The 23,589-nt window shown below is 37.4% G+C and carries 27 protein-coding genes; 16 read left to right on the top strand and 11 right to left on the bottom strand.

What is annotated here, in order from left to right:
* Window positions 1–11 precede the first annotated feature (11 nt).
* Entirely contained in the window at window positions 12–1,331 is a 1,320-nt protein-coding gene (locus FORMA_RS04390) for a M16 family metallopeptidase (protein WP_069674509.1), read from the bottom strand.
* A 227-nt stretch (window positions 1,332–1,558) separates the two neighbouring features.
* Between FORMA_RS04390 and rplU the strand changes: the two genes are divergently transcribed.
* A complete protein-coding gene (gene rplU, locus FORMA_RS04385) occupies window positions 1,559–2,089 on the top strand; it encodes a 50S ribosomal protein L21 (RefSeq protein ID WP_069674508.1) in 531 nt (176 codons plus the stop codon).
* A 26-nt stretch (window positions 2,090–2,115) separates the two neighbouring features.
* The gene (gene rpmA / locus FORMA_RS04380; protein WP_069674507.1) at window positions 2,116–2,376 is read left to right on the top strand and encodes a 50S ribosomal protein L27; all 261 of its coding nucleotides are present in this window, start codon (window positions 2,116–2,118) and stop codon (window positions 2,374–2,376) included.
* A 52-nt stretch (window positions 2,377–2,428) separates the two neighbouring features.
* Here the strand turns inward: rpmA and FORMA_RS04375 are convergent, their stop codons facing one another.
* A complete protein-coding gene (locus FORMA_RS04375; RefSeq protein ID WP_069674506.1) occupies window positions 2,429–2,950 on the bottom strand; it encodes a GNAT family N-acetyltransferase in 522 nt (173 codons plus the stop codon).
* A 75-nt stretch (window positions 2,951–3,025) separates the two neighbouring features.
* Complete coding sequence (ahcY, locus tag FORMA_RS04370; RefSeq protein ID WP_069675445.1) at window positions 3,026–4,342, bottom strand: adenosylhomocysteinase; 1,317 nt, start codon at window positions 4,340–4,342, stop codon at window positions 3,026–3,028.
* A gap of 109 nt (window positions 4,343–4,451) precedes the next feature.
* Here ahcY and FORMA_RS04365 point away from each other — a divergent pair, with 109 nt between their 5' ends.
* From FORMA_RS04365 to FORMA_RS04345, 5 genes are all read left to right on the top strand, one after another.
* Window positions 4,452–5,084, top strand: coding sequence for a 4'-phosphopantetheinyl transferase family protein (locus FORMA_RS04365; RefSeq protein WP_069674505.1), 633 nt, complete (start codon window positions 4,452–4,454; stop codon window positions 5,082–5,084).
* Complete coding sequence (pnuC, locus tag FORMA_RS04360) at window positions 5,081–5,695, top strand: nicotinamide riboside transporter PnuC (protein WP_069674504.1); 615 nt, start codon at window positions 5,081–5,083, stop codon at window positions 5,693–5,695. Before FORMA_RS04365 ends, pnuC begins: the two co-directional genes overlap by 4 nt.
* Window positions 5,671–6,240 (top strand): AAA family ATPase, encoded by a 570-nt coding sequence (locus FORMA_RS04355; RefSeq protein WP_069674503.1) that lies wholly within the window; start codon window positions 5,671–5,673, stop codon window positions 6,238–6,240. Before pnuC ends, FORMA_RS04355 begins: the two co-directional genes overlap by 25 nt.
* A complete protein-coding gene (locus FORMA_RS04350) occupies window positions 6,237–7,790 on the top strand; it encodes a DUF4301 family protein (RefSeq protein WP_069674502.1) in 1,554 nt (517 codons plus the stop codon). Before FORMA_RS04355 ends, FORMA_RS04350 begins: the two co-directional genes overlap by 4 nt.
* Window positions 7,791–8,007: 217 nt before the next feature.
* Window positions 8,008–10,125: a TonB-dependent receptor gene (locus tag FORMA_RS04345; RefSeq protein ID WP_069674501.1), complete on the top strand. Its 2,118-nt coding sequence runs from the start codon at window positions 8,008–8,010 to the stop codon at window positions 10,123–10,125.
* Window positions 10,126–10,177: 52 nt separating this feature from the next.
* Here the strand turns inward: FORMA_RS04345 and FORMA_RS04340 are convergent, their stop codons facing one another.
* Entirely contained in the window at window positions 10,178–10,519 is a 342-nt protein-coding gene (locus tag FORMA_RS04340) for a hypothetical protein (protein ID WP_157506025.1), read from the bottom strand.
* A gap of 291 nt (window positions 10,520–10,810) precedes the next feature.
* Between FORMA_RS04340 and greA the strand changes: the two genes are divergently transcribed.
* Window positions 10,811–11,284 carry a transcription elongation factor GreA gene (gene greA / locus FORMA_RS04335; RefSeq protein WP_069674499.1) on the top strand — a complete coding sequence of 158 codons (474 nt, stop codon included), beginning with the start codon at window positions 10,811–10,813 and terminating at the stop codon, window positions 11,282–11,284.
* A gap of 9 nt (window positions 11,285–11,293) precedes the next feature.
* Window positions 11,294–11,692: an HIT family protein gene (locus tag FORMA_RS04330; RefSeq protein WP_069674498.1), complete on the top strand. Its 399-nt coding sequence runs from the start codon at window positions 11,294–11,296 to the stop codon at window positions 11,690–11,692.
* Here FORMA_RS04330 and FORMA_RS04325 read toward each other — a convergent pair.
* Complete coding sequence (locus tag FORMA_RS04325) at window positions 11,676–12,830, bottom strand: sensor histidine kinase (protein ID WP_069674497.1); 1,155 nt, start codon at window positions 12,828–12,830, stop codon at window positions 11,676–11,678. The genes FORMA_RS04330 and FORMA_RS04325 overlap by 17 nt on opposite strands.
* Before the next feature lie 118 nt (window positions 12,831–12,948).
* On the opposite strand from FORMA_RS04325, the gene FORMA_RS04320 reads away from it, so the two are divergent.
* Genes FORMA_RS04320 through ppk2 (FORMA_RS04305) form a run of 4 tightly spaced genes read left to right on the top strand, consistent with a single transcriptional unit; the run spans window position 12,949 to window position 15,886 of the window.
* On the top strand, window positions 12,949–13,806 hold the full coding sequence (locus tag FORMA_RS04320) for a flavin reductase family protein (RefSeq protein WP_069674496.1): 858 nt from the start codon (window positions 12,949–12,951) through the stop codon (window positions 13,804–13,806).
* 20 nt (window positions 13,807–13,826) lie between these two features.
* Entirely contained in the window at window positions 13,827–14,204 is a 378-nt protein-coding gene (locus FORMA_RS04315) for a DUF3127 domain-containing protein (protein WP_069675444.1), read from the top strand.
* A gap of 39 nt (window positions 14,205–14,243) precedes the next feature.
* The gene (gene ppk2, locus FORMA_RS04310) at window positions 14,244–15,098 is read left to right on the top strand and encodes a polyphosphate kinase 2 (RefSeq protein WP_069674495.1); all 855 of its coding nucleotides are present in this window, start codon (window positions 14,244–14,246) and stop codon (window positions 15,096–15,098) included.
* A complete protein-coding gene (ppk2, locus tag FORMA_RS04305) occupies window positions 15,098–15,886 on the top strand; it encodes a polyphosphate kinase 2 (protein ID WP_069674494.1) in 789 nt (262 codons plus the stop codon). The genes ppk2 (FORMA_RS04310) and ppk2 (FORMA_RS04305) overlap by 1 nt, the downstream gene beginning before the upstream one ends.
* Window positions 15,887–15,964: 78 nt before the next feature.
* Here the strand turns inward: ppk2 (FORMA_RS04305) and FORMA_RS04300 are convergent, their stop codons facing one another.
* From FORMA_RS04300 to FORMA_RS04280, 5 genes are read right to left on the bottom strand one after another with little or no spacing between them, the layout of a single operon-like run.
* Entirely contained in the window at window positions 15,965–16,510 is a 546-nt protein-coding gene (locus FORMA_RS04300) for a hypothetical protein (RefSeq protein ID WP_157506024.1), read from the bottom strand.
* 20 nt (window positions 16,511–16,530) lie between these two features.
* The gene (truB, locus tag FORMA_RS04295) at window positions 16,531–17,226 is read right to left on the bottom strand and encodes a tRNA pseudouridine(55) synthase TruB (protein ID WP_069675443.1); all 696 of its coding nucleotides are present in this window, start codon (window positions 17,224–17,226) and stop codon (window positions 16,531–16,533) included.
* Window positions 17,223–18,020 (bottom strand): undecaprenyl-diphosphate phosphatase, encoded by a 798-nt coding sequence (locus FORMA_RS04290; RefSeq protein WP_069674492.1) that lies wholly within the window; start codon window positions 18,018–18,020, stop codon window positions 17,223–17,225. The genes truB and FORMA_RS04290 overlap by 4 nt, the downstream gene beginning before the upstream one ends.
* The gene (locus FORMA_RS04285) at window positions 18,021–18,272 is read right to left on the bottom strand and encodes a DUF3098 domain-containing protein (RefSeq protein ID WP_069674491.1); all 252 of its coding nucleotides are present in this window, start codon (window positions 18,270–18,272) and stop codon (window positions 18,021–18,023) included.
* Window positions 18,273–18,284: 12 nt separating this feature from the next.
* Window positions 18,285–19,163, bottom strand: coding sequence for a cell division protein FtsX (locus FORMA_RS04280; RefSeq protein ID WP_069675442.1), 879 nt, complete (start codon window positions 19,161–19,163; stop codon window positions 18,285–18,287).
* A 77-nt stretch (window positions 19,164–19,240) separates the two neighbouring features.
* Here FORMA_RS04280 and leuS point away from each other — a divergent pair, with 77 nt between their 5' ends.
* The 3 genes from leuS (at window position 19,241) to FORMA_RS04265 (ending at window position 23,081) form a co-directional block, all read left to right on the top strand.
* A complete protein-coding gene (leuS, locus tag FORMA_RS04275; protein ID WP_069675441.1) occupies window positions 19,241–22,057 on the top strand; it encodes a leucine--tRNA ligase in 2,817 nt (938 codons plus the stop codon).
* Window positions 22,050–22,319, top strand: a complete 270-nt coding sequence (locus tag FORMA_RS04270; protein WP_069674490.1) for a SemiSWEET family sugar transporter — start codon at window positions 22,050–22,052, stop codon at window positions 22,317–22,319. The genes leuS and FORMA_RS04270 overlap by 8 nt, the downstream gene beginning before the upstream one ends.
* Before the next feature lie 69 nt (window positions 22,320–22,388).
* A complete protein-coding gene (locus FORMA_RS04265; RefSeq protein WP_069674489.1) occupies window positions 22,389–23,081 on the top strand; it encodes a zinc metallopeptidase in 693 nt (230 codons plus the stop codon).
* Here FORMA_RS04265 and FORMA_RS04260 read toward each other — a convergent pair.
* Entirely contained in the window at window positions 23,078–23,536 is a 459-nt protein-coding gene (locus FORMA_RS04260; protein WP_069674488.1) for an Lrp/AsnC family transcriptional regulator, read from the bottom strand. The genes FORMA_RS04265 and FORMA_RS04260 overlap by 4 nt on opposite strands.
* Between the last annotated feature and the right edge of the window lie 53 nt (window positions 23,537–23,589).

The following is a 23,589-nucleotide window of genomic DNA, read 5'->3' as shown; positions in this document are numbered from 1 at the left end:
CTTTTTTTGAATTATTCTTGTGCAGACTCTGGTAAATACTCCAAAAGCAGACGTTGATCTGCGTTTAAATACTTATTAGCAACTGCTTTTATTTCTTCGCGCGTTATGGATCTGTATATATCAATTTGGTTATTGATGAGGTTGGTGTCTCCATACAACATGTGGTAACGCGCTAAAGAATTGGCTATACCCTCAACACTCGAGTTTGAACTTACAAAGTCATTTTCAAATTTATTTTGGATTTTTTGGTAATCTCTTTCAGAAATGAGCTCAGATTTTAATTTTTCAATTTCTTCGTCCATTTCTTCAACCAAAGTATCTAGAGAAGTATCGCCTAGTGGTAACCCAAAAAGGATGTACATTCCGTAGTCTTCCTGACTCAAGTTGATGGCTCCTGCTTGGAGTGCAATTTTCTTATCGTCCACAAGTTTTTTGTAGAGCTTAGAGGTCTTTCCGTCACTTAAGTAAGTTGAAACCATATCTAAAACGTATGAGTCTCTATCCTTAAAGGATGAGGTTCTGTAAGCGGCCATGATGGCTGGTATTTGAATGTTTGCATCATAAGCTTTTGCACGGATTGGTTCTGTAATAGGATCTTCTTTTGGAAAATCTCTTACAATATCTTCTCCGCGCGGAATTGGGCCAAAATAATCTTCAATCATTTTTTTAACTGCAGGTACATCTATATCACCAGCAATTACTAAAGTTGCATTATTAGGGACATAGTATTTTTTATTGAATGCTTGGAATTCTTCTAGGGTTGCCGCATCCAGGTGCTCCATTTTCCCAATGGTTGTTCCTTTGTACGGGTGCTTTTTGAACATGTGTAATTTTACATTTTCTAGAAATTTTCCGTAAGGACTGTTATCAACTCTCAATCTTTTTTCTTCCTTTACTACTTCATTTTGAGTATCAACACCTTCTTGATTGATTACAGGGTGTAGTAGGCGCTCAGATTCCATCCAGATGCCCAACTCTACGTTGTTTGAAGGAAAAACTTCATAGTAGTAAGTCCGGTCATCTGTTGTATTTGCATTATTACTCCCACCGTTAGAAGTTACTATAGTAAACCATTCTCCTTTAGGGATGTTTACAGTTCCTTCAAAAAGAAGATGCTCGAAAAAGTGTGCAAATCCAGTTCGCTCTGGGTTTTCATCTTTGGCGCCAACATGGTACATAACCGAGGTAGTTACTACTGGTGCAGTATTGTCTTGATGAAGAATAACGTGCATGCCGTTATCTAAATCGTATTCCTCAAACTTTACTTCTTGAGCCGAAACAGCAAAAACCGAACCCAGCAAACAAGAAAAAACACATAGATAAGTTTTCATTTGAATGATTTTATTTAAAATTAATTGTTATTAAGACGCTCATAAAGCTATTTTGTTACAGCGCGGTTCCAAATATATGTAATTTAATGAATTTTTAAATGTTTTGAAGCGTTAAAAGTAAGCTGATAAATAGTTTGTAAATTGATTTTTAAAAATTATATTTGCACCCGCCTTTTTAGGATAAGAATAGGAAGGTATTAAATTAATTAATAAAAAAACGTAACGCTATGTACGCAATTGTAGAAATAGCAGGGCAACAATTTAAAGTTGAAAAAGACCAAAAAGTCTTTGTCCACCGTTTGCAAACAGAAGAAGGAAAAAAGGTCGCTTTTGACAATGTACTTCTCTTGGCTGACGGCGACAAGGTCACAGTAGGCGCCCCCGCTATAGACGGTGCTCAAGTAGGAGCAAAAGTCTTAAAGCACCTGAAAGGTGATAAAGTAGTCGTATTCAAAAAGAAACGACGCAAGGGATATAGAGTGAAGAATGGTCATCGCCAAGCTTTAACAGAGATCCAAATTGATAATATTACAGCAACAGGCGCTAAAAAAGCTGCCCCTGCTAAAAAAGTACAAAAACCAGCTGCCAAAGTTGAAGCGCCAGCGCCTAAGGCCAAAAAAGCTGCTCCAAAAGCAGAAGCTCCAGTGCAAGACTTTAGCAAAATGACAGTTGCACAACTTAAGGAACTAGCGAAAGCGAAAGGTATAACAGGAATTTCTGCCATGAAAAAAGCAGATTTAATCTCAGCCCTTAGCTAAATTATAATCATTTAAATCGAAATAAAATGGCACATAAAAAAGGAGTCGGAAGTTCGAAAAACGGTAGAGAATCAGAATCGAAACGCTTAGGCGTCAAAATTTTTGGTGGGCAAGCTGCTGTTGCAGGTAACATCATTGTTAGACAAAGAGGTACTGCACATAACCCAGGTGAAAATGTTTACGCTGGAAAAGACCACACCTTACACGCTAAAATTGATGGCGTTGTTAAGTTTGAGAAAAAGAAGAACAACAAATCTTATGTTTCTGTTGTTCCTTTTGAGGCATAGTTCTCAATAAACCTTATATAAAAAGCTCCGCATTGCGGAGCTTTTTTTTGGTCTAATGTGCCTTATATAATAGTTTTTCATAAGCCAAGCGCTTGTCACTATTTTCTAGATAAATAATTCCGCAGTACGCATAACCCATAGTTTTGAGTAGTTCTTGCATTCCTAAATTCTCTTCGTGTGTATCGATACGCATGGAAGGAATTTTATGTTCATAAAGCATCTGCTCACATTTCTTAAAAATGAACTTAGCGAATCCTTTTCCCCTGTGGTTTTTTGCAACTGCCATTCGGTGAATCACACCGTATATTGTTTGATCTGGATCTGACCAGCTGCCTTCTATTTTTGAATAAGTCGGCTCATTTTTAGTAGAAAACATAGCGGTTGCAATAGGCGATTGATCGTGGGATTTCAGTAGGTAGCTTTCATTGTTGTCTATATCATTGCTAATGATAGATTCATTCGGATATCCATTTTGCCATTGATCAATGTTTTGGTTTGCCAACAGCTCCTGCGCATCTTTGATGATGTCCATAATCCCTTTTAAATCTTTCTTTTTTGCTCGTAAAAGGTTCATTTTTTATGGCTAATAATTAATTGATCCAAAAAAAAAGCCAAAGAATTAACTTTGACTTTATGATAAATGCTTAGCTTAATAGCGGTAATACTCAGGTTTAAAAGGACCTTCTTGCTTTACCCCAATATAGCTGGCTTGATCTTTTCGGAGCTCTGTAAGCTCTACGCCAATTTTTTCTAAATGTAATTTGGCTACTTTCTCATCCAAATGTTTAGGCAACATATATACTTTGTTTTCGTAAGCATCTTTGTTGTTCCACAATTCTATTTGTGCTAAGACTTGATTTGTAAAGGAGTTGCTCATTACAAAGCTTGGGTGTCCTGTCGCACATCCAAGATTCACCAGTCGGCCTTCGGCCAATACGATAATGTCATTACCATTGACCGTATACTTATCTACTTGTGCTTTGATTTCGTCTTTGGTATATCCAAAATTTTCATTGAGCCAAGCCATATCAATTTCATTATCAAAGTGTCCAATGTTGCAAACAATGGTTTTGTCTTTCATGGCTTCAAAATGCTGACTTTGTACGATGTCTTTATTTCCAGTAGCAGTCACAACTACATCAGCTACAGGTAAAACAGTTTCTAATTTTTTAACTTCGAAGCCATCCATAGCTGCTTGAAGTGCACATATTGGATCAATTTCTGTAATGGTCACGATGCTTCCTGCACCTCTAAACGAGGCTGCAGTGCCTTTCCCTACATCACCATAACCACATACAACAACACGTTTTCCAGCTAGCATGGTGTCGGTAGCTCTGCGTACAGCATCAACGGCACTTTCTTTACATCCGTATTTATTATCAAATTTACTTTTGGTTACGGAGTCATTTACATTTATTGCTGGCATGGCTAATGTACCGTTGTTCATTCGTTCGTACAAGCGGTGAACCCCAGTTGTTGTTTCTTCACTTAGCCCATTGATTCCAGCAGTAAGTTCTGGATAATGATCAAAAACAAGATTAGTAAGATCTCCTCCATCATCCAAAATCATGTTCAGTGGCTTTCGATCATCGCCAAAAAATAAAGTTTGCTCAATACACCAATCAAATTCTTCTTCGTTCATTCCTTTCCAGGCATAAACAGGAATTCCTGCCGCAGCAATAGCTGCTGCTGCTTGGTCTTGTGTTGAAAAAATATTACAGGAACTCCATGTTACCTCAGCACCAAGGGCAACAAGAGTTTCAATAAGTACTGCTGTTTGAATTGTCATGTGAAGACATCCAGCAATTCGGGCCCCTTTTAGGGGTTGACTGTCTTTGTATTCTTCACGAAGACTCATCAGCCCAGGCATTTCTGCTTCTGCAAGTTCAATTTCTTTTCGCCCCCATTCCGCTAGAGACATGTCTTTTACTTTATAGGGTACATAAGGGAGGGTTTTGACGCTCATAAGTTTAGTTTTTATAATTTGAACGTGTTTAGAAAAAACGCTCAAAATAGTGTACTTTCGTTTTGGATTTAATTATTTGCAAATATAGTTATTAACTTTTTAAATTTTTATGCCACTTTACAAAACCATACAGGTTAACTCACAAACTAATGTTAAAATATGGCATATTGTTGAGTCTTTAGATTTTTTGATGTCAAATACCGACTTAAAAGAGGAAAGTCGTCAAAGGGTTCAAAAAATGAAAAGCGAACTACATCAGCGTGCGTTTTTGAGTGTACGTCTGCTTTTAAAAGCCTTTGGGTACTCTGATTCTGATTTAATTTATGATGAATATGGCAAACCTCACCTTGAGAATGGTCTCTTTATATCGATTTCTCATTCCTACACTTACGCAGCGGTAGTCATTAGCACATCAGCTGTTGGCATTGATATTGAAAAACAACGCCAAAAAATCACAGCCATAGCTTCAAAGTTCATAGGCTATGAAGCTGCTTACCTTAATATCTACTCAGAGCATTATATTAAGCAATTAACTTGGATATGGTGCATTAAAGAATCATTGTATAAGTTATACGCCAAGCTAGGAGTATCTTTTAAAGAACAGATGTTAGTTTTGCCTATTGGTGCTGATCAAGAATCAACAACGGCATGGATTTTGGACAAGAATCAACGGCAACGATTTGAAGCATTAGTTTTAGAATTTAACGGATTTGGATTTGCCATAACAACACCAAGCAAATGAACGAATTGATTGATTTTTTTGTAGCGCCATATACTTCAGCACCTGCACTAGATATTGCTCTTGAAATAGCAGCAGTTGTACTAGGTATTTTTAGTGTTTGGTATGCGAAAAAAGAAAACATTCTCGTATTTCCTACAGGAATTATCAGCACATCCTTATACATATATATTTGTTTTAAATTTTCTCTCTATGGGGATGTGATCATCAATAGCTATTACACACTGATGAGTTTATATGGTTGGTATATGTGGCGCCGTTTTATAAAAGGCAGTACTATTGAAGTTTCATATGCTTCGATCAAAGACATGTCCAATGCATTGATTATTTTTGTAGGCACGGCTACGTTTGTTGTTTTAGTGTATTTTTATTTTGATCGTTTCGATCGACTAACCGATTATTTTGATACGTTTACAACAGCTGTGTTTTTTGCGGCAATGTGGCTTATGGCCAACAAAAAAATTGAACATTGGCTTTTTTGGATTGTTGGTAATTTAATCTCTATCCCTTTATACTTTATTAAAGGACTTGGGTTTTCAGGACTACAATTTATTATTTTTTTAATTCTAGCGGTTCAAGGATATTTTGAATGGAAAAAACAATTAGTAAAATAGCTTCAGCTTGTGTAAGGATTGTTCTTTTTGGACCTGAATCCACAGGGAAATCTACTCTTGCAGAAGAATTAGCGACACATTACAAAACAATGTTTGTTCCTGAGTATATGCGACAATATCTACAACACAAATGGGATCATCAACGCGCCGTATGTACCAAATCAGACCTAATCCCAATAGCTGAGGGGCAAATGCAATTGGAAAACAACAAAGCAAAGCTCGCCGATAAAATCCTTTTTTGTGACACCAATCTTTTACAAATTAAAGTTTATTCAGAAATTTACTATGATGGCTATTGCCCTCCTGAAATTGTGTTAAATATCAAAAAAAACTCATATGATTTATACTTTTTATGCGGCATTGACGTTCCATGGGTAGGAGACGATTTACGTGACAAGCCTAATGAGCGTGAATATATGTTTGAATGCTTTGAGGGGGCGCTTAAGGCGCAAAATGTACCTTTCATTGTTTTGGAAGGAACTAAAAGGCAACGATTTAATACTGCTATAGCTCATATAGATCAACTAATAAGCACAAGAAATTGAAGTTTACAGCCAAAGAAATTAGTCAAATTACTGAAAGAGGCTTAGGCGTTAAAACGATCGAAAATCAACTTTCATGTTTTACCAATAAAAACACAAACATAAACTTGTGTGCCCCAGCTGTCGTGGGTAATGGTATTGTTCAGATGAATAATAAAGAAGTTGACTTTTACGCCTCTTTCTATAAGACTTCAAAAGAGAATATTTCTATTATAAAATTTGTTCCAGCTTCTGGTGCAGCATCCAGAATGTTTAAAAGTCTTTATTTGTTTTTGGATAATTATAACATCAATAAAGAAACCATTAATTCCTATGTTAACAGAACAAAAAGTATAGATTTATTTTTGTTTTTTGTTACCGTTGAAAAGCTACCATTTCACGACAAAGTTTTTGCTGCATTGAAAAAGAATTATCCAGAATATAAACAAATGACTTTAGATCAAAGACGGTTATTGTTTGTAGAGATTATGTTAGCAAAAGAACATTTTAACTTTGGCGAATACCCTAAAGGATTATTGCCTTTTCATAATTACCGCTCGTATGTATCGACTGCTTTCGAGGAGCATTTGATTGAAGCTAGCAAGTACGCTTCTGTTGGCGGTAAGGCCTCACTTCACTTTACAGTCTCAAAAGATCACCACCAACAGTTTGTGGCTCATTTTGAAACCATCAAAACCATTGTGGAGTCCAAAACAGAAACACAGTTTGAAATTGACTACTCTTTTCAAGACCCAAAAACGGATACAATTTCCGTAGGCCTTGATAACACGCCCTTTAGATTAGAGGGCAAATTATTATTTAGACCCTCTGGACATGGGGCTTTAATTTCTAATTTAAACGCGATTGATGCAGATTTGATTTTCATCAAAAACATTGATAATGTGCTTATGCAGCACCGTGGGGATCTGATGGTATTTTATAAGAATGTTTTAGCAGGGTTGTTGTTAAAAATTCAAAAGCAAGCTTTTGATTATGCTTTGGAGTTAGATGATTCATCAATTAATGAAAACAGAGTTAATGAAATTGCTAATTTTCTATCTGATCAAATGAATGTGTTTATCAGCAAAGAATTTGAGAAATATGCGCATCATTTTAAGATAGAGTATTTGAAATCGCGTATTCATCGTCCAATTCGCGTTTGTGGAATGGTTAAAAATGAAGGCGAACCTGGTGGTGGTCCATTTTGGGTTAAAAAAGAAAATGGAGAATTAAGCCTTCAAATTGTTGAAATGAATCAAATCAATACTAATTCCAAACACCAGAAAGCGATTTCAAAATCTTCAACTCATTTTAATCCTGTTGATCTTGTTTGTGGCATTAGAGATTATAAAGGAGAAAAGTATGATTTAGAACAGTTTGTTGATTTAAACACTCATTTTGTGGCGGTCAAAAACAAATATGGAAAGAAACTCAAAACACTTGAACGCCCAGGCCTTTGGAATGGGGGTATGGCTGGCTGGAATACCATTTTTGTAGAGGTGCCCCTTACTACATTTACTCCGGTAAAATCAATAGCAGATTTACTCAAAGCACCACATCAATTAGAGGATTAAAAAAGTCTTTTAATAATTAGCATAAATATATTTTCTAATGTAATTTTGTGTCGTTCTCAAAAAAGGGGTGCCGCATGGCTGAGATCATACCCATTGAACCTAGAACAGGTAATGCTGTTTAGGGAATCGTCTGAAACAAAGCGTTTCAGTTTATATTTTATTTATTATTAACAAAGAATAATGACCTCTTTTTATTCGATTATTTAAAAACAATCGTATGAAAAATTACATTCTTTATCTTGCATTCATTTTGGTAGTACCACTATGGGCACAAGAAGCACAACCACAGGATTCAACCCAAACACAAAATCTCGATGAGGTTTTGGTTAAAGCAGTTCGTGTACAACCCAATGCACCAATCACACATTCTAATCTCACTAAAAAGGATATTCGAAAGCGTAATTTAGGACAAGACATCCCTGTGCTTTTGAATTATCTTCCATCTGTTGTCTCTTCCTCTGATGCTGGTACAGGAATCGGCTACACTTATCTTAGAGTACGAGGAAGCGATGCTACGCGAGTCAATGTCACCATTAATGGAATTCCTTACAATGATGCTGAAAGTCAGGGTACCTTTTGGGTCAATCTTGGAGACTTTGCTTCATCAGTTGAAAGTTTACAATTGCAACGTGGAGTTGGTACATCTACCAATGGCTCGGGGGCTTTTGGGGCAAGCTTAAATATCTTGACGGATGGTATTTCAGAGAACGCAGGCGGCGAAATTGCCAATTCATTTGGTTCTTTTGGGACTCGAAAGCACAGTATTAAATTTACGACTGGCCTTTTGAATGATCACTTTGAGTTTGCGGGTAGACTTTCCAAAATTTATTCTGATGGTTATGTTGACCGTGCTTTTACAGATTTGAAATCCTATTATTTACAAGGAAATTATGTTGATAAAAACACTATAGTCAAAGCCATTGCTTTTGGAGGAAAAGAAAAAACCTACCAAGCATGGTATGGTCTTTCTAAAGATCAATTAGAGGAAGACCGTACTCAGAATCCTTATACCTACGACAATGAGACAGATAACTATTGGCAGGATCACTACCAGTTGCATTGGATTGAAACATTAAATGCCAATTGGTCGACTAATATTGGTCTTAATTACACTAGGGGTAAAGGGTATTTTGAGCAATTCAAAGACGGACGCAGTGCAGCGGATTACAACAATCTTATCAATGAAGACAGCGACGTTGTCGTTCGCCGTTGGTTAGACAATCATTTTTATGTAGCAAATGCCAATGTGACTTACAAAAAGAATAGTCTGGAACTCATTACAGGCATTTCTTATAGCGACTATACCAATGATCATTATGGTGAAATTATTTGGGGTAGTGATTTGGCCTCTGAAACAAATATTAGAGACCGTTATTATTTGAGTATTTCGGATAAGTCTGACTTTAGTATTTTTTCTAAAGCCACTTTTAGAATGTCCGAAAAACTGCAGGCCTTTTTGGATATCCAAGGGCGATTTGTAAATTATACAACTACAGGGCTAACATCGGACAGGGCGCCAATCGATATAGATGAACGTTTTGATTTTTTCAATCCTAAGTTAGGGTTTACTTATACGTTGAATCCAGGCAACAGTCTTTATGTTTCCTATGCGCGCGCCAATAAAGAGCCCAATCGGAACGATTTTGAAAGTAACGCTGTAGATGTACAACACGAAGAGTTGAATGATTTTGAATTAGGGTGGCGTCATGAAAGTGACCGCCTACGCTTAAATGCCAATGTATATTATATGCAATACAACAACCAGCTCGTGCTTAGCGGCGCATTGGACAACGTCGGCGAGTACCTTCGTGAAAATGTGGATAAAAGCTACCGTTTAGGACTAGAATTAGACGTTAGTATTGTACTTACAGAGCAATTGTCTTTAGTCTCAAATTTTGCGTTAAGCAAAAACAAAATCCAGGATTTGACCATCAATCGTGATGGTGCTGTGCAAAATTTAAACGATACCAATATTGCTTTTTCACCTGATTTGATTACGACACACGCTTTAGAATATGCGCCGAATACAAAGTTCAGAGCCGCATTGATAGGCAAATATGTTGGGGAGCAATACTTGAGCAATACCGATACTGAGGCCTCTAAGTTGGACAGCTATTTTGTAACAGATTTTAATTTCACGTACACTCTTCCCGTGAATAATGTATTTGATTCTATTGTCTTTACGGGCATGGTCAATAATCTTTTTGATTTAGAGTATGTGGACCGTGGTTTCACTTATCTGGATACTTGGAGCGGCCCTACAGCCACCGAAATACAAGGATACTACCCACAAGCAACGCGCAACTTTTTGCTAGGTATGACCTTGATGTTTTAAATTACAAATGATTTGATTATAAAACCCTGCACTATTGGTGTGGGGTTTTTATTTAATTATAAACAAACAATTCATTGCCGTTGCGTTCTACACGATAGGGCTTGAGCGAACAACGCAAATTAGTATTTTGAAAAGGGAGGCCAAGCACCAAATCATATTTGTGGGTTTCATCACAACTACTCACACCGATCCCGTCAATGATTTGTATCAAGCAATTGTTACTGAGTGGAGTATTGGGGTCTGCCGCATCAAAAGCAACATAACCTGTACCGGTGTTGTTGACAATAATACCGCCATTACCTTCATTGGGTATGTATACAGGATTGCTTGGAAAACTCAATTGGTTGTATTGTGATAGGTTTAGGTTTAAGCTTACATTGACACCTACGTTCAATAGAAAATCACAATTTTCATCATAATTACTCCCATCTGAGCAATTCAAGAGCAATAAACACAGCAAAGAATAACAAAAGAATTTTGTTCCCAAATCATATAGAAAAAGCAGAGGTTTGCGCAGCATTATCATATGGAATTTATAAAAGCTATGCCAAAATACAACAAAATACAGTAGAAGTTAAATATTTTGTATATTTGTATTCTAATCTCGTAAACGCGAGATTTTTTCTATTTTAGCTAATAGCTAAAAAAACAACCTAAATCTAAATTAAAACAACAACTTGAACTAATGAGTAAGGTTTCATATTATACAGCCGAAGGGCTAAAAAAACTGCGTGATGAGTTGCAGCAACTCAAAGACGTGGAACGCGTGAAAGCCTCTAAGGCAATTGCAGAAGCTCGAGACAAAGGAGATTTGAGTGAAAACGCCGAATACGACGCTGCCAAAGAAGCACAAGGTATGCTCGAAATGCGTATTTCTAAACTTGAAGACACCCTAGCTGGGGCTCGTCTGATAGATGAATCGCAATTGGACACCTCCAAAGCATTGGTTTTGTCTAATGTGAAAATAAAAAATCAAGCCAATGGCATGGAGCTTACTTACCTGTTGGTTGCCGATGGCGAAGCTGATTTGGCAGCAGGTAAAATTTCTGTGAATTCACCAATCGGAAAGGGTCTGCTTGGAAAAAGCGTAGGAGATATTGCTGAAATTCAAGTCCCCAATGGTGTTATCAAGTTTGAAATTTTAGAAATCACTCGATAAAAATCAACGATGTCTTCAATTTTCTCAAAAATAATTTCTGGAGAAATTCCTTGCCACAAAGTCGCAGAGACTGATGACTTTTTGGCCTTTTTGGACATCAATCCTAATGCTAAAGGACATACGCTTTGCATACCCAAAAAAGAAGTAGATCAACTTTTTGATTTAGACAAAACTACGTACAATGGATTGATGGCTTTTTCTCGAACTGTAGCCATAGCAATCAAAAAAGCAATTCCTTGTAAACGCATTGGACTCACAGTCATCGGACTAGAAGTGCCGCACGTACACGTACATTTGATTCCATTGAATACTATGGAAGATGCACAATTCATTAAAAAAGAAAAATCAACTTCAGAAGATTTTCAAGCTACAGCAACGGCTATTGCTCGTTTTATATCGACTTCTTGAGCGTGATTTGAAAAGTAGTGCCTTTTCCCAGTTCTGAAGAAAGCACCTTAATTTTACCATCATGATACTGTTCTATGATGCGTTTGGCTAGTGAAAGCCCAAGTCCCCAACCTCTTTTTTTGGTGGTATAGCCCGTTTCAAAAATAGTGTTGAATTGTTTTTTGGAAAGCCCCTGGCCCGTATCTGAAATCAGTATACAAACCTCTTCTGGTTTGTCTTCCATCACAATATTTAAATCGCCTTTGCCTTTCATGGCATCAATGCTGTTTTTTATCAAGTTTTCAATAGTCCAACTGTAGAGCGCCTCGTTGAGGTCAATTAAAACAGCACCTTCAAGCAATTTGGAATTAAAAGTGATCATTTGACTGCTTCGTGCTTCCAAATACAAAATGGAATTCCTTGTTGCTTGGACAATATCTGTGGGTGTCAGTTGAGGGATAGAGCCAATTTTACTGAAGCGTTCAGTTATGGTTTCAAGTCTATTGATATCGTTGTTGATTTCCTCAATATATGTAGAATTTACGTTTTCATTTTTGAGCAATTCAGCCCATCCAATGAGCGAGGACAAGGGGGTCCCAATTTGGTGTGCCGTTTCTTTGGCCATAGCGGTCCATAATTTGTTTTGAGTAGCAATCCGTGAACTTCGATAAAAAAAGTAAATAAGTCCCAAAAATAAAACGATAATAAGTACCAGAGCCAAAGGGTAATATTTTAATTTGTTCAATAAATCCGAGTTGCCATAATAAAATGTTGATAGTACTTCGCCATTGTATATAACTTGAATTGGGGTGTTCTCTTTGGCAAATTTTTCACTTAATTTTTTGAGGTACTGCTGATTGTTTTCTGTACGTATTTCGACGTTATTGGATTGAAACACCCCTTTTGAATCTTCAATGATCATGGGTGTTGTTGTGTTGCTTTGAATAATTGTTAAAGGCAATTCGCTTATGTTACCATCCAGATCTTGGGTTTTCACAAGTTCTCTTTGCGCCTCAGAAAAATTCTCCATCTTGATGCGTTCTTCATCTTTAAACTTTTGAAAAAAGCGATAGGTATTCCACAAAATCAAGGAAACTATAATAAAAGATACCAGAATAACAACCCAATTGATTATTGACCGATTTGAACTTAATTTCATTGGATATTTTTTTTCAGCACTAAATATAATGTAATTATGTTGATATTATTGTTTTAAATTTCCATCAACTTCTTTTATCTCACGACATATTTGTTAATTTTGTCATATATTTAAGCTTATGACTTCCTTTGTTCCAAAAGACTGCACTGTTCAACAAATGCAAGCACTTCTTTCTAGTGCTGTGGCGCCACGCCCTATTGCCTTTGCCAGTACAATTGATGCGGAAGGAAATCCTAACCTATCTCCTTTTAGCTTTTACAATATTTTCAGTTCAAATCCACCAATTTTGATTTTTTCACCAGCGCGTCGCGTTCGTGACAATACAACCAAACACACACTTCAAAACGTTCAAGATGTTCCAGAGGTGGTGATAAATGTAGTGCATTATGGAATGATTCAGCAAATGTCGCTTAGCAGTACAGAATATGCCAAAGGCGTTAATGAGTTTGACAAATCGGGTTTAACAATGCTAAAATCTGAATTGGTACGGCCTTTTCGCGTTGCAGAGTCACCCATTCAAATGGAGTGTAAAGTCATTGAAATAAAGCCCTTAGGTCAGGACAAAGGCGCAGGAAATCTGGTGATCTGCAAAGTTTTGAAACTCCATGTTTCAGACGAAGTGCTGAATATTAAAGGAGAAATTGATCAAGAAAAACTAGATTTGGTTGCACGAGGAGGAGGAAGTTATTATATTCGAGCCAAAGACGGGTTTCTAGAAATCCCAAAGCCGCTCAGAACATTGGGTATCGGTATTGATGCATTGCCAGAAGAGCTACGTAATAGCACTATATTAACTGGTAATGATTTAGGACTTTTAGGTAATGTAGAAGCATTGCCAACCCAAAATGAAATCGACGATTTCTGTAAGAATCAGGAGCACAAAAGTTTAAAAACAAAAAAAGAACTGCACCAAAAGGCCCAAGATTATTTGCGCGAAGGCCAAGTTCAAAAGGCCTGGTGTATATTATTAAAATAAAAATAAACGCATATTTAAACATGGAAATACAAGGAAAAATTAAATTAATAGGAGAAACACAAACAGTCGGGTCTAATGGCTTTAGAAAGCGTGAGTTGGTGGTGACAACCGAAGAGCAATACCCGCAACACCTATCGGTCGATTTTGTACAAGATAAAACGGATTTATTGAATAACTTTCAAGTGGGACAGCAAGTAAAAGTAGGGATCAATTTACGTGGTCGTGAGTGGATAAGTCCTCAGGGAGAAACCAAGCATTTTAATTCCATTCAAGGCTGGCGTATTGATAGCGTACAACAAAATCAAGCTGCCGCTACGGCACCGCCTGTACCTCCAATGGAAGCTTTTGAGCCTGCTTCAGACTTAAAAGAAAATGAACCAGACGATCTGCCGTTTTAATCCTCCATTGTTGGCAATAACTAATTTGTAAATTTATCTATGGGGTCCTTGACAACTAAAGATTTCGAAGCACTTTCAGATGCAGCATCTTTTAAATCTGTTCTAAAATCAAAATTAGAACCAAAGAAGTATGCGGCTATTCTTGAGGGGGTACATTACGAAACAGAGTTGTTGAAACTTCAAGCAGAGCTTGTAGATTTACAGCAATGGGTAGCGAAGCACAAAAAGCGTGTTTGTGTGGTTTTTGAGGGCCGTGATGCAGCCGGAAAAGGAGGCGCCATTCGTCGTTTTACAGAGCATTTGAATCCGCGTTCTATGCGTGTGGTTGCGCTTACAAAACCAACAGAGGTAGAGCGTGGACAATGGTATTTTAGACGCTACATTAAGGAATTGCCTGAACCTGGAGAATTGGTATTTTTTGACCGCAGTTGGTACAATCGTGCGGTGGTAGAACCTGTGATGGGCTTTTGCAACGACGAGCAATATAAAAAATACATGGTTCAAGTTCCAGAGTTTGAGCACATGCTTTCTGAAGATGGCGTGATCATTATAAAATTTTGGTTCTCTATCTCGAAAGACGAACAATTAAGACGATTCAATTCTCGATTGGCCAACCCATTAAAACAATGGAAGTTTAGTCCTGTTGATAAAGAAGGGCAAAAGCGATGGGATTTATATACCTCATATAAAGAACAAATGTTTAGTAAAACGCATACGTCTTTTAGTCCTTGGATTATCATAAAAACCAACAACAAAAAAGAAGCGCGCCTAGAGAGCATCCGCTATGTGCTTTCTAAATTTGAATACGATCGTAAAGGGGAATCGAATACCACAATTCTTCCCGATCCTAACGTAGTTCAGCGCTACCACAGAATGATCAACCAAATCGATTGATGATGAGTAATTTAACGCCAAAAAACATCAAAAAATTAAACTCTAAGCGCGGGTTGAAGCTCTTTTTTAAAGAAGACGATATGACTGTAGCTAAGGCGCTTCGTATTTTAAATTATGAAGATAAGCTCAAAAAATTACAAGAGGAGTTAATTAAGCTTCAACAATGGGTTGAGGCGAAAGGCGAAAAATTAGTTATTGTTTTTGAAGGCCGTGATGCGGCAGGAAAAGGGGGAGCTATTCGCAGAATTACTCAGCATTTAAATCCTCGGGAATTTAATGTTGTGGCTCTGCCAAAACCAACTCCTGAGGAAAAGGAACAGTGGTATTTTCAGCGTTATATTAAAAATTTACCACGCAGTGGACAGATTACTTTTTTTGACCGCAGTTGGTACAACCGTGCTGTTGTTGAACCTGTCAATGGGTTTTGTACAGAAGAGGAGTATAGGATTTTTATGAATCAAGTCAATGGTTTTGAACAAATGCTTGTTGAATCTGGAGTCCGATTGGTAAAGTTTTATTTTTCTATCAATAAAGATGAACAAGAACGTCGTTTTAATGATATAAAATCAAGTCCAGTCAAAAAATGGAAATTTAGCCCAGTAGATCAAACTGCTTTGGAGCGTTGGGACGATTATACTTTGTATAAAACTAAAATGTTTGAAAAAACAGACACAAAGTTTGCCCCTTGGATCGTCATTAAGGCCAACAAGAAAATGCGCGCTAGGGTAGAAGTGATTCAAAAACTTTTGGATCTTGTACCTTACGACGATACTGCTTCTTCACAGTAAAAGATCAGGCCTTATTTGTTTTAGAATTGTGCAGCTATGTTTAATTTGTTTGCAGCAATACTGTTTTTTGGTCTTAGGCTAGAAAATAAGTTCCAGAAAAAGAGCAACACTACTCAATTTGTTTTCTTGTCGATATCCAAAACGTTTTCTCATAAAATCTATGCCAAACAAAATAGATTTGTTAGAATTTTCAAGAAAATACTCACCGCCTAAGCCTATTTTATACAAAGTCCCTCTATTTAATTTGCTGTTGTGGATGAGAACACCATAGCCAAAACGTATAAACCCATTGTCGTCCTTATCAATGATGTTGTACCGAAAATCTAAAAATGCCGGATAAAATCGATTGAACGGTTCAGGGTGAAAATTAGCTTCTAAATTTAACCCAATCGATGTTTTTGTACTAAATCTATAGCCTAAAGTATTGTTTATGAAAAGAGCATTAATTTTCAATAAAAGGTCATCATCATCTTTATTGAAAACTTCGTAATTCTCATTTAAAGCCAATGTTGTGGCAATCCCAATTTTATAAAACAAGCCTTGTTCTCTATCGTCGATTTGAGCGTAAGACGAAAGTAAAACAAAAAAAAGAGAGCCTGTGATTAAGTATTTTAGTGATGTCATACCTTGTATTCCCTCAAGAATCAATCCAAATTTAAATTATTTACGAACGCCTCAATGGAAATGGCATTTTCAACAGAAAATTCACCGATTTTTGTACGCCTCAATGCTGAGAGGTGTGCCCCAGAATCAAGTGCCCTTCCATAGTCATGGGCTAAAGATCGTATATAAGTTCCTTTACTACACTGGATTTCAAAGTCAATTTTATGATCTTTAATATTTTTGATTTTGAAATAATCGATAGTAATTTCTCTTGTTGGAATTACCACGTCTTTTCCTGCTCTGGCAAATTCATAGAGGCGTTTCCCGTCTTTTTTTAGTGCCGAAAAAATAGGGGGTTGTTGCTGGATTTTCCCTTCAAATTTTTTTGCGGTTTGATAGATCAATTCTTCTGAAATATGTTCTGTAGGGAAGTACTTATCAATCGCTGTTTCCAAATCATAGGATGGAGTTGTACTGCCCAGCACAAAACTTCCCGTATAGGTTTTTACTTGTGCTTGAAAGTCCTGAATTTGCTTGGTCATTTTTCCTGTGCATATCAACAGAAGCCCGCTTGCCAAAGGGTCTAATGTTCCTGCATGACCTACTTTAATTTTTTTGAGCTCGAACTTTTTTTTAATATGCCATCTCAATTTATTCACCACTTGAAAGGAGGTCCATTTCAAGGGTTTGTCGATGGCTAAAAGCTGTCCATTTTTAAAATCCTCTACAGTCTTCATGTGTTGAAAAATGTTGCGCATACTGCAAGAACTCCAATGAGGCCACAGTAGAGTGCAAAGTATTTTAGTTTGCTGTTTTTCACAAGCTTAATCATCCATGTGCAAGCTACCAATCCCGAAAGGAAAGCGGATATAAAGCCAATGCTTAATGTTGTCAATTGAGTGCTGTCGTAAGTCAATTCTCCGCTTAATAAATCTTTAAAAATCTTACCAAATATCAAGGGTATAACCATCAAGAATGAGAAACGTGCTGCTTTAGTTTTATCTATACCTAGAAGGACAGCAGTAGAGATAGTTGCGCCAGATCTTGAGATGCCCGGAAGCATAGCTATAGCTTGTGCGAGGCCAACGGTAAAAGCGTTTTTGAAATTTACATTTTTGGTCGTGTTTTGTGCGCGATCAGCCAAAAGCAGCAGTAAACCCGTAACAATGAGCATGGCGCCAACTAGAGAAATATTGTTTGAAAAAAGAGATTCCAATTGAGATTCAAATAAAAGACCAATAAGTACCGCTGGAAGCATTGAAACAGCAATTTTAAAGACAAATTGCGTATTTACATTCCATTCAAATTTTGTCAGGTCCATAATAATTTCCAAGAGGTCTTTTCGGAAAACCACAATGGTGCTCAGTGCTGTTGCAAAATGAAGAACAACAGTGAAAATCATACTTTCTTTTGGTAAAGAAGTGTCGCCAAGCAATGCTTTTCCCAACTCCAAATGCCCGCTTGAGGATACGGGAAGAAATTCGGTGAGCCCTTGTATAACTCCCAAAAGAAGACTGTCTATTATATCCATCTAGGCTTTGGGCTTTAGAAGTATTGCATAGACTTGAATCCCGAACCCAATAAGAACAAGGGTGGGCGCTATGCGAATTCTTTGGGTGTTAAATATTGCATCACTAAACACATTTGGATCGTTCGATCCGCCTCCAGACATAAGTACAAAACCAAGAGCTATGAAAGCTAAGCCGATAAACATCCAGATATAATTTCTTTTTTCAAAAACAAAGTTTTGTTTTATTGCTTCTTTACGTTTTTTTTCTCCCATGGTTTTTTAATATTAGTAGTAAAGTTGATCGGTTTTTAGATTTAAGAAACGCTGTGTTGCCAAATGTGTGCTGATCCATGTGATAAAGATACCGATCAAAAGAATACTTAGAAATAGAGCGCCTAACTCAAGAGGATAATTGATGAGTTTAAGTTCAGGGAATGAGGCATTTAAATAATAAATTAAAAGACAATTTACTCCTATGCCTAAGAGTGCTCCTAGAATACCTAGACGTATATTTCTCAAAATAAATGGTTTTCTAATGAACTGTTTTGTAGCACCAACCATTTGCATGGTTTTAATCGAAAAACGTTTGGCATACACGGCCAGTCGTATCGAGCTGTTTATTAGTAACATGGCGATAAGTGCAAACAGGCCGCTGATGGCCAAGATCCAGCCTCCCAGCCGTTTTACATTATTGTTCATTAGAGCAACTAAATCCTTGTCGTATTTTACATCTTCCACAAAATTTTTCTGAAGCGCTTTTTCTGAAATACTATCTAATCTTTTTGCAGTAACATAAGGGGCAAGTAGATTGACTTCTAGAGAATTTTTGAGTGGATTATAGCCGACATCGTCTAGAAAGTCTTTGCCGTATTCCGCGGTCATAAACGCAGCGGCTTCATCTTTCGAGATAAATCGTGTTTGTTTTACATAGTTGGCTAAACTTAAACTTTTTTTTAGTTGATTGATTTCAATGGGTTTTGTTTCATCCTCCAAATAAATCGTAAGCACGACTTTTTCTTTAAATTCATCAGAAATATGTTTTGTATTAATCAGTAAAATTCCTAAAACGCCTAATAAAAACAGCACCAAGCTGATGCTGATTACGACCGAAAAATAGGAGGAAATTAGTCGTCTTTTTTGATGTTTTTCAAATGTTGAGCCCATTGCAGTTGTCTTGGTTTTGTAAAAATATAAAACTTCCTCAAATAAAATGTAAATTTGCAATCAATAAAGTAGGAATTATGACGTACAATTTCAAGGAAATTGAAGCTAAGTGGCAAAATTACTGGGCGCAAAACAAGACCTTTAAGGCGGAGACTAACACCAATAAGCCTAAATATTATGTTTTAGACATGTTCCCTTACCCAAGTGGAGCCGGTTTACATGTAGGGCATCCACTGGGGTACATAGCCTCTGATATCTATGCGCGCTACAAGCGTCATAAGGGCTTTAATGTGTTGCATCCCCAAGGCTATGATAGCTTTGGACTTCCTGCTGAGCAATACGCCATACAAACGGGTCAGCACCCTGCTGTCACCACAGAAAAAAATATTAACACATATCGTCGTCAGCTAGATCAAATTGGTTTTTCATTTGATTGGAGTCGTGAAGTACGCACCTCTTCACCAGATTATTACAAATGGACACAGTGGATTTTTATTCAATTGTTCAACTCATGGTATGACAAAACGGATGATAAAGCAAAACCTATTACAGAGCTAATTGCACACTTTTCATCAAAGGGGAGTCAACACATTAGTGCCGCCTGTGATGAAAACACAGCCATATTTTCTGCTGAAGAATGGAATGCTTTTTCAGCGCAACAGCAACAACAACACTTGTTGCAATACCGATTGACGTATTTAGCAGAAGCAGAGGTAAACTGGTGTCCAGAATTGGGAACCGTTTTGGCCAATGACGAGATTGTCAATGGGGTCTCTGAGCGTGGAGGTTATCCAGTAGTTAGAAAAAAAATGACGCAATGGAGTATGCGTATTTCTGCTTATGCAGATCGCCTTTTGACAGGTTTAGAAAAAATAGATTGGACAGATGCTTTAAAAGAAAGTCAGCGCAATTGGATTGGAAAATCTGTTGGAGCTTCTGTTCGATTTAATGTAGTTGGTTTTGATACTAAAATTGAAGTCTTTACCACCCGTCCCGATACGATTTTTGGAGTATCATTTATGACCCTAGCACCCGAACATGAGTTGGTGAAATCCATCACTACGGAAACTCAGAAAGAGGCTGTAGAGCAGTATATTTTGGCCACTTCCAAGCGGAGTGAACGCGAGCGCATGGCCGATGTAAAATCCATCTCAGGGGTGTTTACAGGGGCATATGCGGAGCACCCTTTCACCAAAGAATCCATCCCCATTTGGATTGGTGATTATGTGCTCGCAGGATATGGAACAGGTGCTGTTATGGCAGTCCCCTGTGGCGATCAAAGAGATTATGATTTTGCCAAGCATTTCAATATTTCTATTCCTAATATTTTTGATGGTGTTGATATTTCAGAAGAAGCATTTACGGATAAGTCAAAAACTAAGATTGGGAACAGTCAATTTTTGGACGGATTAGATTTTAAGTCTGCCACAAAACGTGTAATTGAAGCATTGGAAGATATCAGTCAAGGGGAAAGAAAAATAAATTACCGCCTACGCGATGCTGTATTTTCTCGACAGCGCTATTGGGGTGAGCCATTTCCAGTATATTATGAAGACGGCTTACCACAAATGATTGATCAAAGCCATTTACCCATAACACTTCCTGAAGTTGAAAAATATCTCCCAACTAAAGAAGGAGAGCCACCTTTAGGACGCGCTGAGGTTTGGGCTTGGGACACTCAAAAAAATACAGTGGTAAGCAATACCACAATTGACCACAAAACCATATTTCCCTTAGAGCTTAACACCATGCCGGGTTGGGCAGGAAGTTCATGGTATTTCAACCGCTATATGGATGCTCATAATAGCGATGAATTTGCAAGTAAAGAAGCCCTAGATTATTGGCAAGAGGTTGATTTGTATATCGGAGGAAGCGAACATGCGACTGGTCATTTATTGTATGCGCGTTTTTGGCAAAAATTCTTATTTGATTTGGGCTACCTTCCAGTAGATGAGTTTGCGAAAAAACTCATCAACCAAGGGATGATTTTGGGCACTAGTGCTTTTGTGGCCCGAGTAAATGGCAGCAACACTTTTATGTCTTACGACAAAATTACCAATGAAAACGTTCAATACATTCATGCGGATGTTAGTTTTGTAAATGCTTCTAATGAATTGGATATTGAAGCGTTCAAATTGTGGCGAAAAGAATTTTCAACTTCAGAGTTCCACTTGTCTGATGACGGTAGTTTTAAAGTAAGGCGTGAGGTCGAGAAAATGTCAAAATCAAAATACAACGTCGTCAATCCAGATGAAATATGCGAAACCTATGGTGCTGATGCATTGCGTTTGTATGAAATGTTTTTGGGGCCGTTAGAGCAGTATAAACCTTGGAATACCGCAGGAATAACTGGGGTAAGTACTTTTCTAAAAAAACTATGGAAACTGTATGTAAACGACTCAGGAATTAAAGCGACTGATGAATCACCCTCAAAGGATGCACTAAAAACACTACATAAAACCATCAAGAAAGTAACGGAGGATATAGAACAGTTTTCGTTTAACACATCGGTTTCTAATTTTATGATTGCTGTAAATGAGCTTACTGCTCAGGGTTGTTCGAGTCGTTCGGTTCTCGAACCACTTTTAATTCTGATTTCACCCTATGCGCCACACATTGCTGAAGAGTTGTGGGCCAAATTAGGGCATCAGGATTCTATTTCAAGTGCAAAGTTCCCTGTCTTCGAGCCCAGTTATTTGGTAGAAAGTTCAAAAAATTATCCAATTTCATTTAATGGTAAAATGCGTTTTACATTAGAGCTTTCAATGGATTTAAGTAATGATGAAATTGAGCAAACGGTTTTGGCACACGAGAAAACCATTGCACAACTGCAGGGAAGAGTGCCTAAGAAAGTGATTGTTGTACCTGGAAAAATTGTTAATATTGTTGGCTGATTTAGATCTTATTGAAGGTGTAGGATTACTTGCTGCTGCTCTTACTACGTATTCGTTTTTACCGCAAGTTTACAAAACATGGAAAACCAAGGATGTGTCTGCATTTTCTCTGACTACGTTTACTTTGTTTTTTATTGGGATTGTCTGTTGGTTGATTTATGGAATTTATAAAGAAAGTTTATCCATGATTTTAGCCAATTCCATAACGATGGCATCGTCATTTGTGATTTTGCTTCTTATTATAAAATACCGAAAACCTTAACTGCCAAAATTTCACTTTTTCAAGGATTGGCGTTATTTTTAATGTATAAATTCTAAAAAATTTAATTCTATGGGAACTTATTATTTATTACTTGGAATTATTGCTTTGGTGAGTTGGATGGTGAGTTCAACTTTGAAACGTAAATTTGCCAAATACTCCAAAACATATTTAAGAAACGGCATGTCTGGTGCAGAAATTGCTGAAAAGATGTTATCGGATCATGGGATAAATAATGTACGTGTGGTCTCTGTTAAAGGACGTTTAACAGATCATTACAATCCAAAAGACCGCACAGTAAATCTGAGTGAAGCGGTATATCACGAACGCAATGCTGCTGCCGCCGCTGTTGCGGCACACGAATGTGGTCATGCGGTACAACATGCTCAGGCCTACAGTTGGCTGGAAATGCGTTCTGCTTTGGTGCCTATAGTGAGTATTTCTTCGCGGCTTTCCATGTGGGTGATTTTAGCTGGACTGATGCTTGGCTTTGGTGCAGGGCTAGGGCTTGGGTATTGGGTAGCTGTACTTGGTTTTGTGTTGATGGCTGTTGCCACATCTTTCAGTTTTGTAACCCTTCCTGTTGAATACGATGCCAGTAACAGAGCATTAGCATGGTTAAAGAACAAAAATATGGTCTCTCGCGAAGAATACGACGGCGCACAAGATGCTCTGAGATGGGCGGCGCGCACTTATTTAGTGGCTGCATTAGGTGCATTGGCGACTTTGATATATTGGGGACTTCAAATCTTTGGTAGAGATTAAATTTTAATCTGCCTGTCAAGTTGTTGGTTTAAAGAAATAAACGTTTCTGTTCTGGAAACACCAGAAATATCTTGAATACTTTTATTGAGAACGTTCATTAAATGCTCGTTGTCCTTGCAAAGGATTTTAATAAGAATACTCCAATCGCCAGTCGTATAGTGGCATTCTAATACTTCTGGAATACGCTTGAGTTGCCGTACAGCATCAGCATTGTTTTTTGCTTTTTCTAAATAGACCCCTACAAAGGCCATTGTTTTGTACCCCAATACTTTGGGATTAATCACAAACTTAGAGCCTGCAATGAGTCCAGAATTTTCTAATTTTCGTAACCTTTGATGGATTGCAGCACCAGAAATCCCTATACTTCGCGCAATTTCAAGAACTGGTGTTCGTGCATCTTTCATTAATGCTCTTAATATTGTTTTATCAATACCGTCTATCGAAACTTTGGCCATTTTTTATTATTTATTTGGTTCAATGACGCAAAAGTATGTAAAAATTTTATAAT

This window comes from Formosa sp. Hel3_A1_48 (genome assembly GCF_001735715.1).
In the GTDB taxonomy this organism is placed as follows: domain Bacteria; phylum Bacteroidota; class Bacteroidia; order Flavobacteriales; family Flavobacteriaceae; genus UBA3537.
This window is presented reverse-complemented; position numbering and strand designations above follow the sequence as displayed.

Bases quoted from the DNA above. Each gene is read 5' to 3' on its own strand.
- FORMA_RS04260 (WP_069674488.1), bottom strand. From the start codon at position 23,536: ATGGCCAAAGTTTCGATAGACGGTATTGATAAAACAATATTAAGAGCA.
- ppk2 (WP_069674495.1), top strand. From the start codon at position 14,244: ATGGGGTCCTTGACAACTAAAGATTTCGAAGCACTTTCAGATGCAGCA.
- greA (WP_069674499.1), top strand. From the start codon at position 10,811: ATGAGTAAGGTTTCATATTATACAGCCGAAGGGCTAAAAAAACTGCGT.
- rpmA (WP_069674507.1), top strand. From the start codon at position 2,116: ATGGCACATAAAAAAGGAGTCGGAAGTTCGAAAAACGGTAGAGAATCA.
- FORMA_RS04320 (WP_069674496.1), top strand. From the start codon at position 12,949: ATGACTTCCTTTGTTCCAAAAGACTGCACTGTTCAACAAATGCAAGCA.
- pnuC (WP_069674504.1), top strand. From the start codon at position 5,081: ATGAACGAATTGATTGATTTTTTTGTAGCGCCATATACTTCAGCACCT.
- FORMA_RS04325 (WP_069674497.1), bottom strand. From the start codon at position 12,830: ATGAAATTAAGTTCAAATCGGTCAATAATCAATTGGGTTGTTATTCTG.
- FORMA_RS04290 (WP_069674492.1), bottom strand. From the start codon at position 18,020: ATGGATATAATAGACAGTCTTCTTTTGGGAGTTATACAAGGGCTCACC.
- ppk2 (WP_069674494.1), top strand. From the start codon at position 15,098: ATGATGAGTAATTTAACGCCAAAAAACATCAAAAAATTAAACTCTAAG.
- FORMA_RS04355 (WP_069674503.1), top strand. From the start codon at position 5,671: ATGGAAAAAACAATTAGTAAAATAGCTTCAGCTTGTGTAAGGATTGTT.
- ahcY (WP_069675445.1), bottom strand. From the start codon at position 4,342: ATGAGCGTCAAAACCCTCCCTTATGTACCCTATAAAGTAAAAGACATG.
- truB (WP_069675443.1), bottom strand. From the start codon at position 17,226: ATGAAGACTGTAGAGGATTTTAAAAATGGACAGCTTTTAGCCATCGAC.
- rplU (WP_069674508.1), top strand. From the start codon at position 1,559: ATGTACGCAATTGTAGAAATAGCAGGGCAACAATTTAAAGTTGAAAAA.
- FORMA_RS04285 (WP_069674491.1), bottom strand. From the start codon at position 18,272: ATGGGAGAAAAAAAACGTAAAGAAGCAATAAAACAAAACTTTGTTTTT.
- FORMA_RS04265 (WP_069674489.1), top strand. From the start codon at position 22,389: ATGGGAACTTATTATTTATTACTTGGAATTATTGCTTTGGTGAGTTGG.
- FORMA_RS04365 (WP_069674505.1), top strand. From the start codon at position 4,452: ATGCCACTTTACAAAACCATACAGGTTAACTCACAAACTAATGTTAAA.
- leuS (WP_069675441.1), top strand. From the start codon at position 19,241: ATGACGTACAATTTCAAGGAAATTGAAGCTAAGTGGCAAAATTACTGG.
- FORMA_RS04390 (WP_069674509.1), bottom strand. From the start codon at position 1,331: ATGAAAACTTATCTATGTGTTTTTTCTTGTTTGCTGGGTTCGGTTTTT.
- FORMA_RS04300 (WP_157506024.1), bottom strand. From the start codon at position 16,510: ATGACATCACTAAAATACTTAATCACAGGCTCTCTTTTTTTTGTTTTA.
- FORMA_RS04345 (WP_069674501.1), top strand. From the start codon at position 8,008: ATGAAAAATTACATTCTTTATCTTGCATTCATTTTGGTAGTACCACTA.
- FORMA_RS04330 (WP_069674498.1), top strand. From the start codon at position 11,294: ATGTCTTCAATTTTCTCAAAAATAATTTCTGGAGAAATTCCTTGCCAC.
- FORMA_RS04280 (WP_069675442.1), bottom strand. From the start codon at position 19,163: ATGGGCTCAACATTTGAAAAACATCAAAAAAGACGACTAATTTCCTCC.
- FORMA_RS04375 (WP_069674506.1), bottom strand. From the start codon at position 2,950: ATGAACCTTTTACGAGCAAAAAAGAAAGATTTAAAAGGGATTATGGAC.
- FORMA_RS04315 (WP_069675444.1), top strand. From the start codon at position 13,827: ATGGAAATACAAGGAAAAATTAAATTAATAGGAGAAACACAAACAGTC.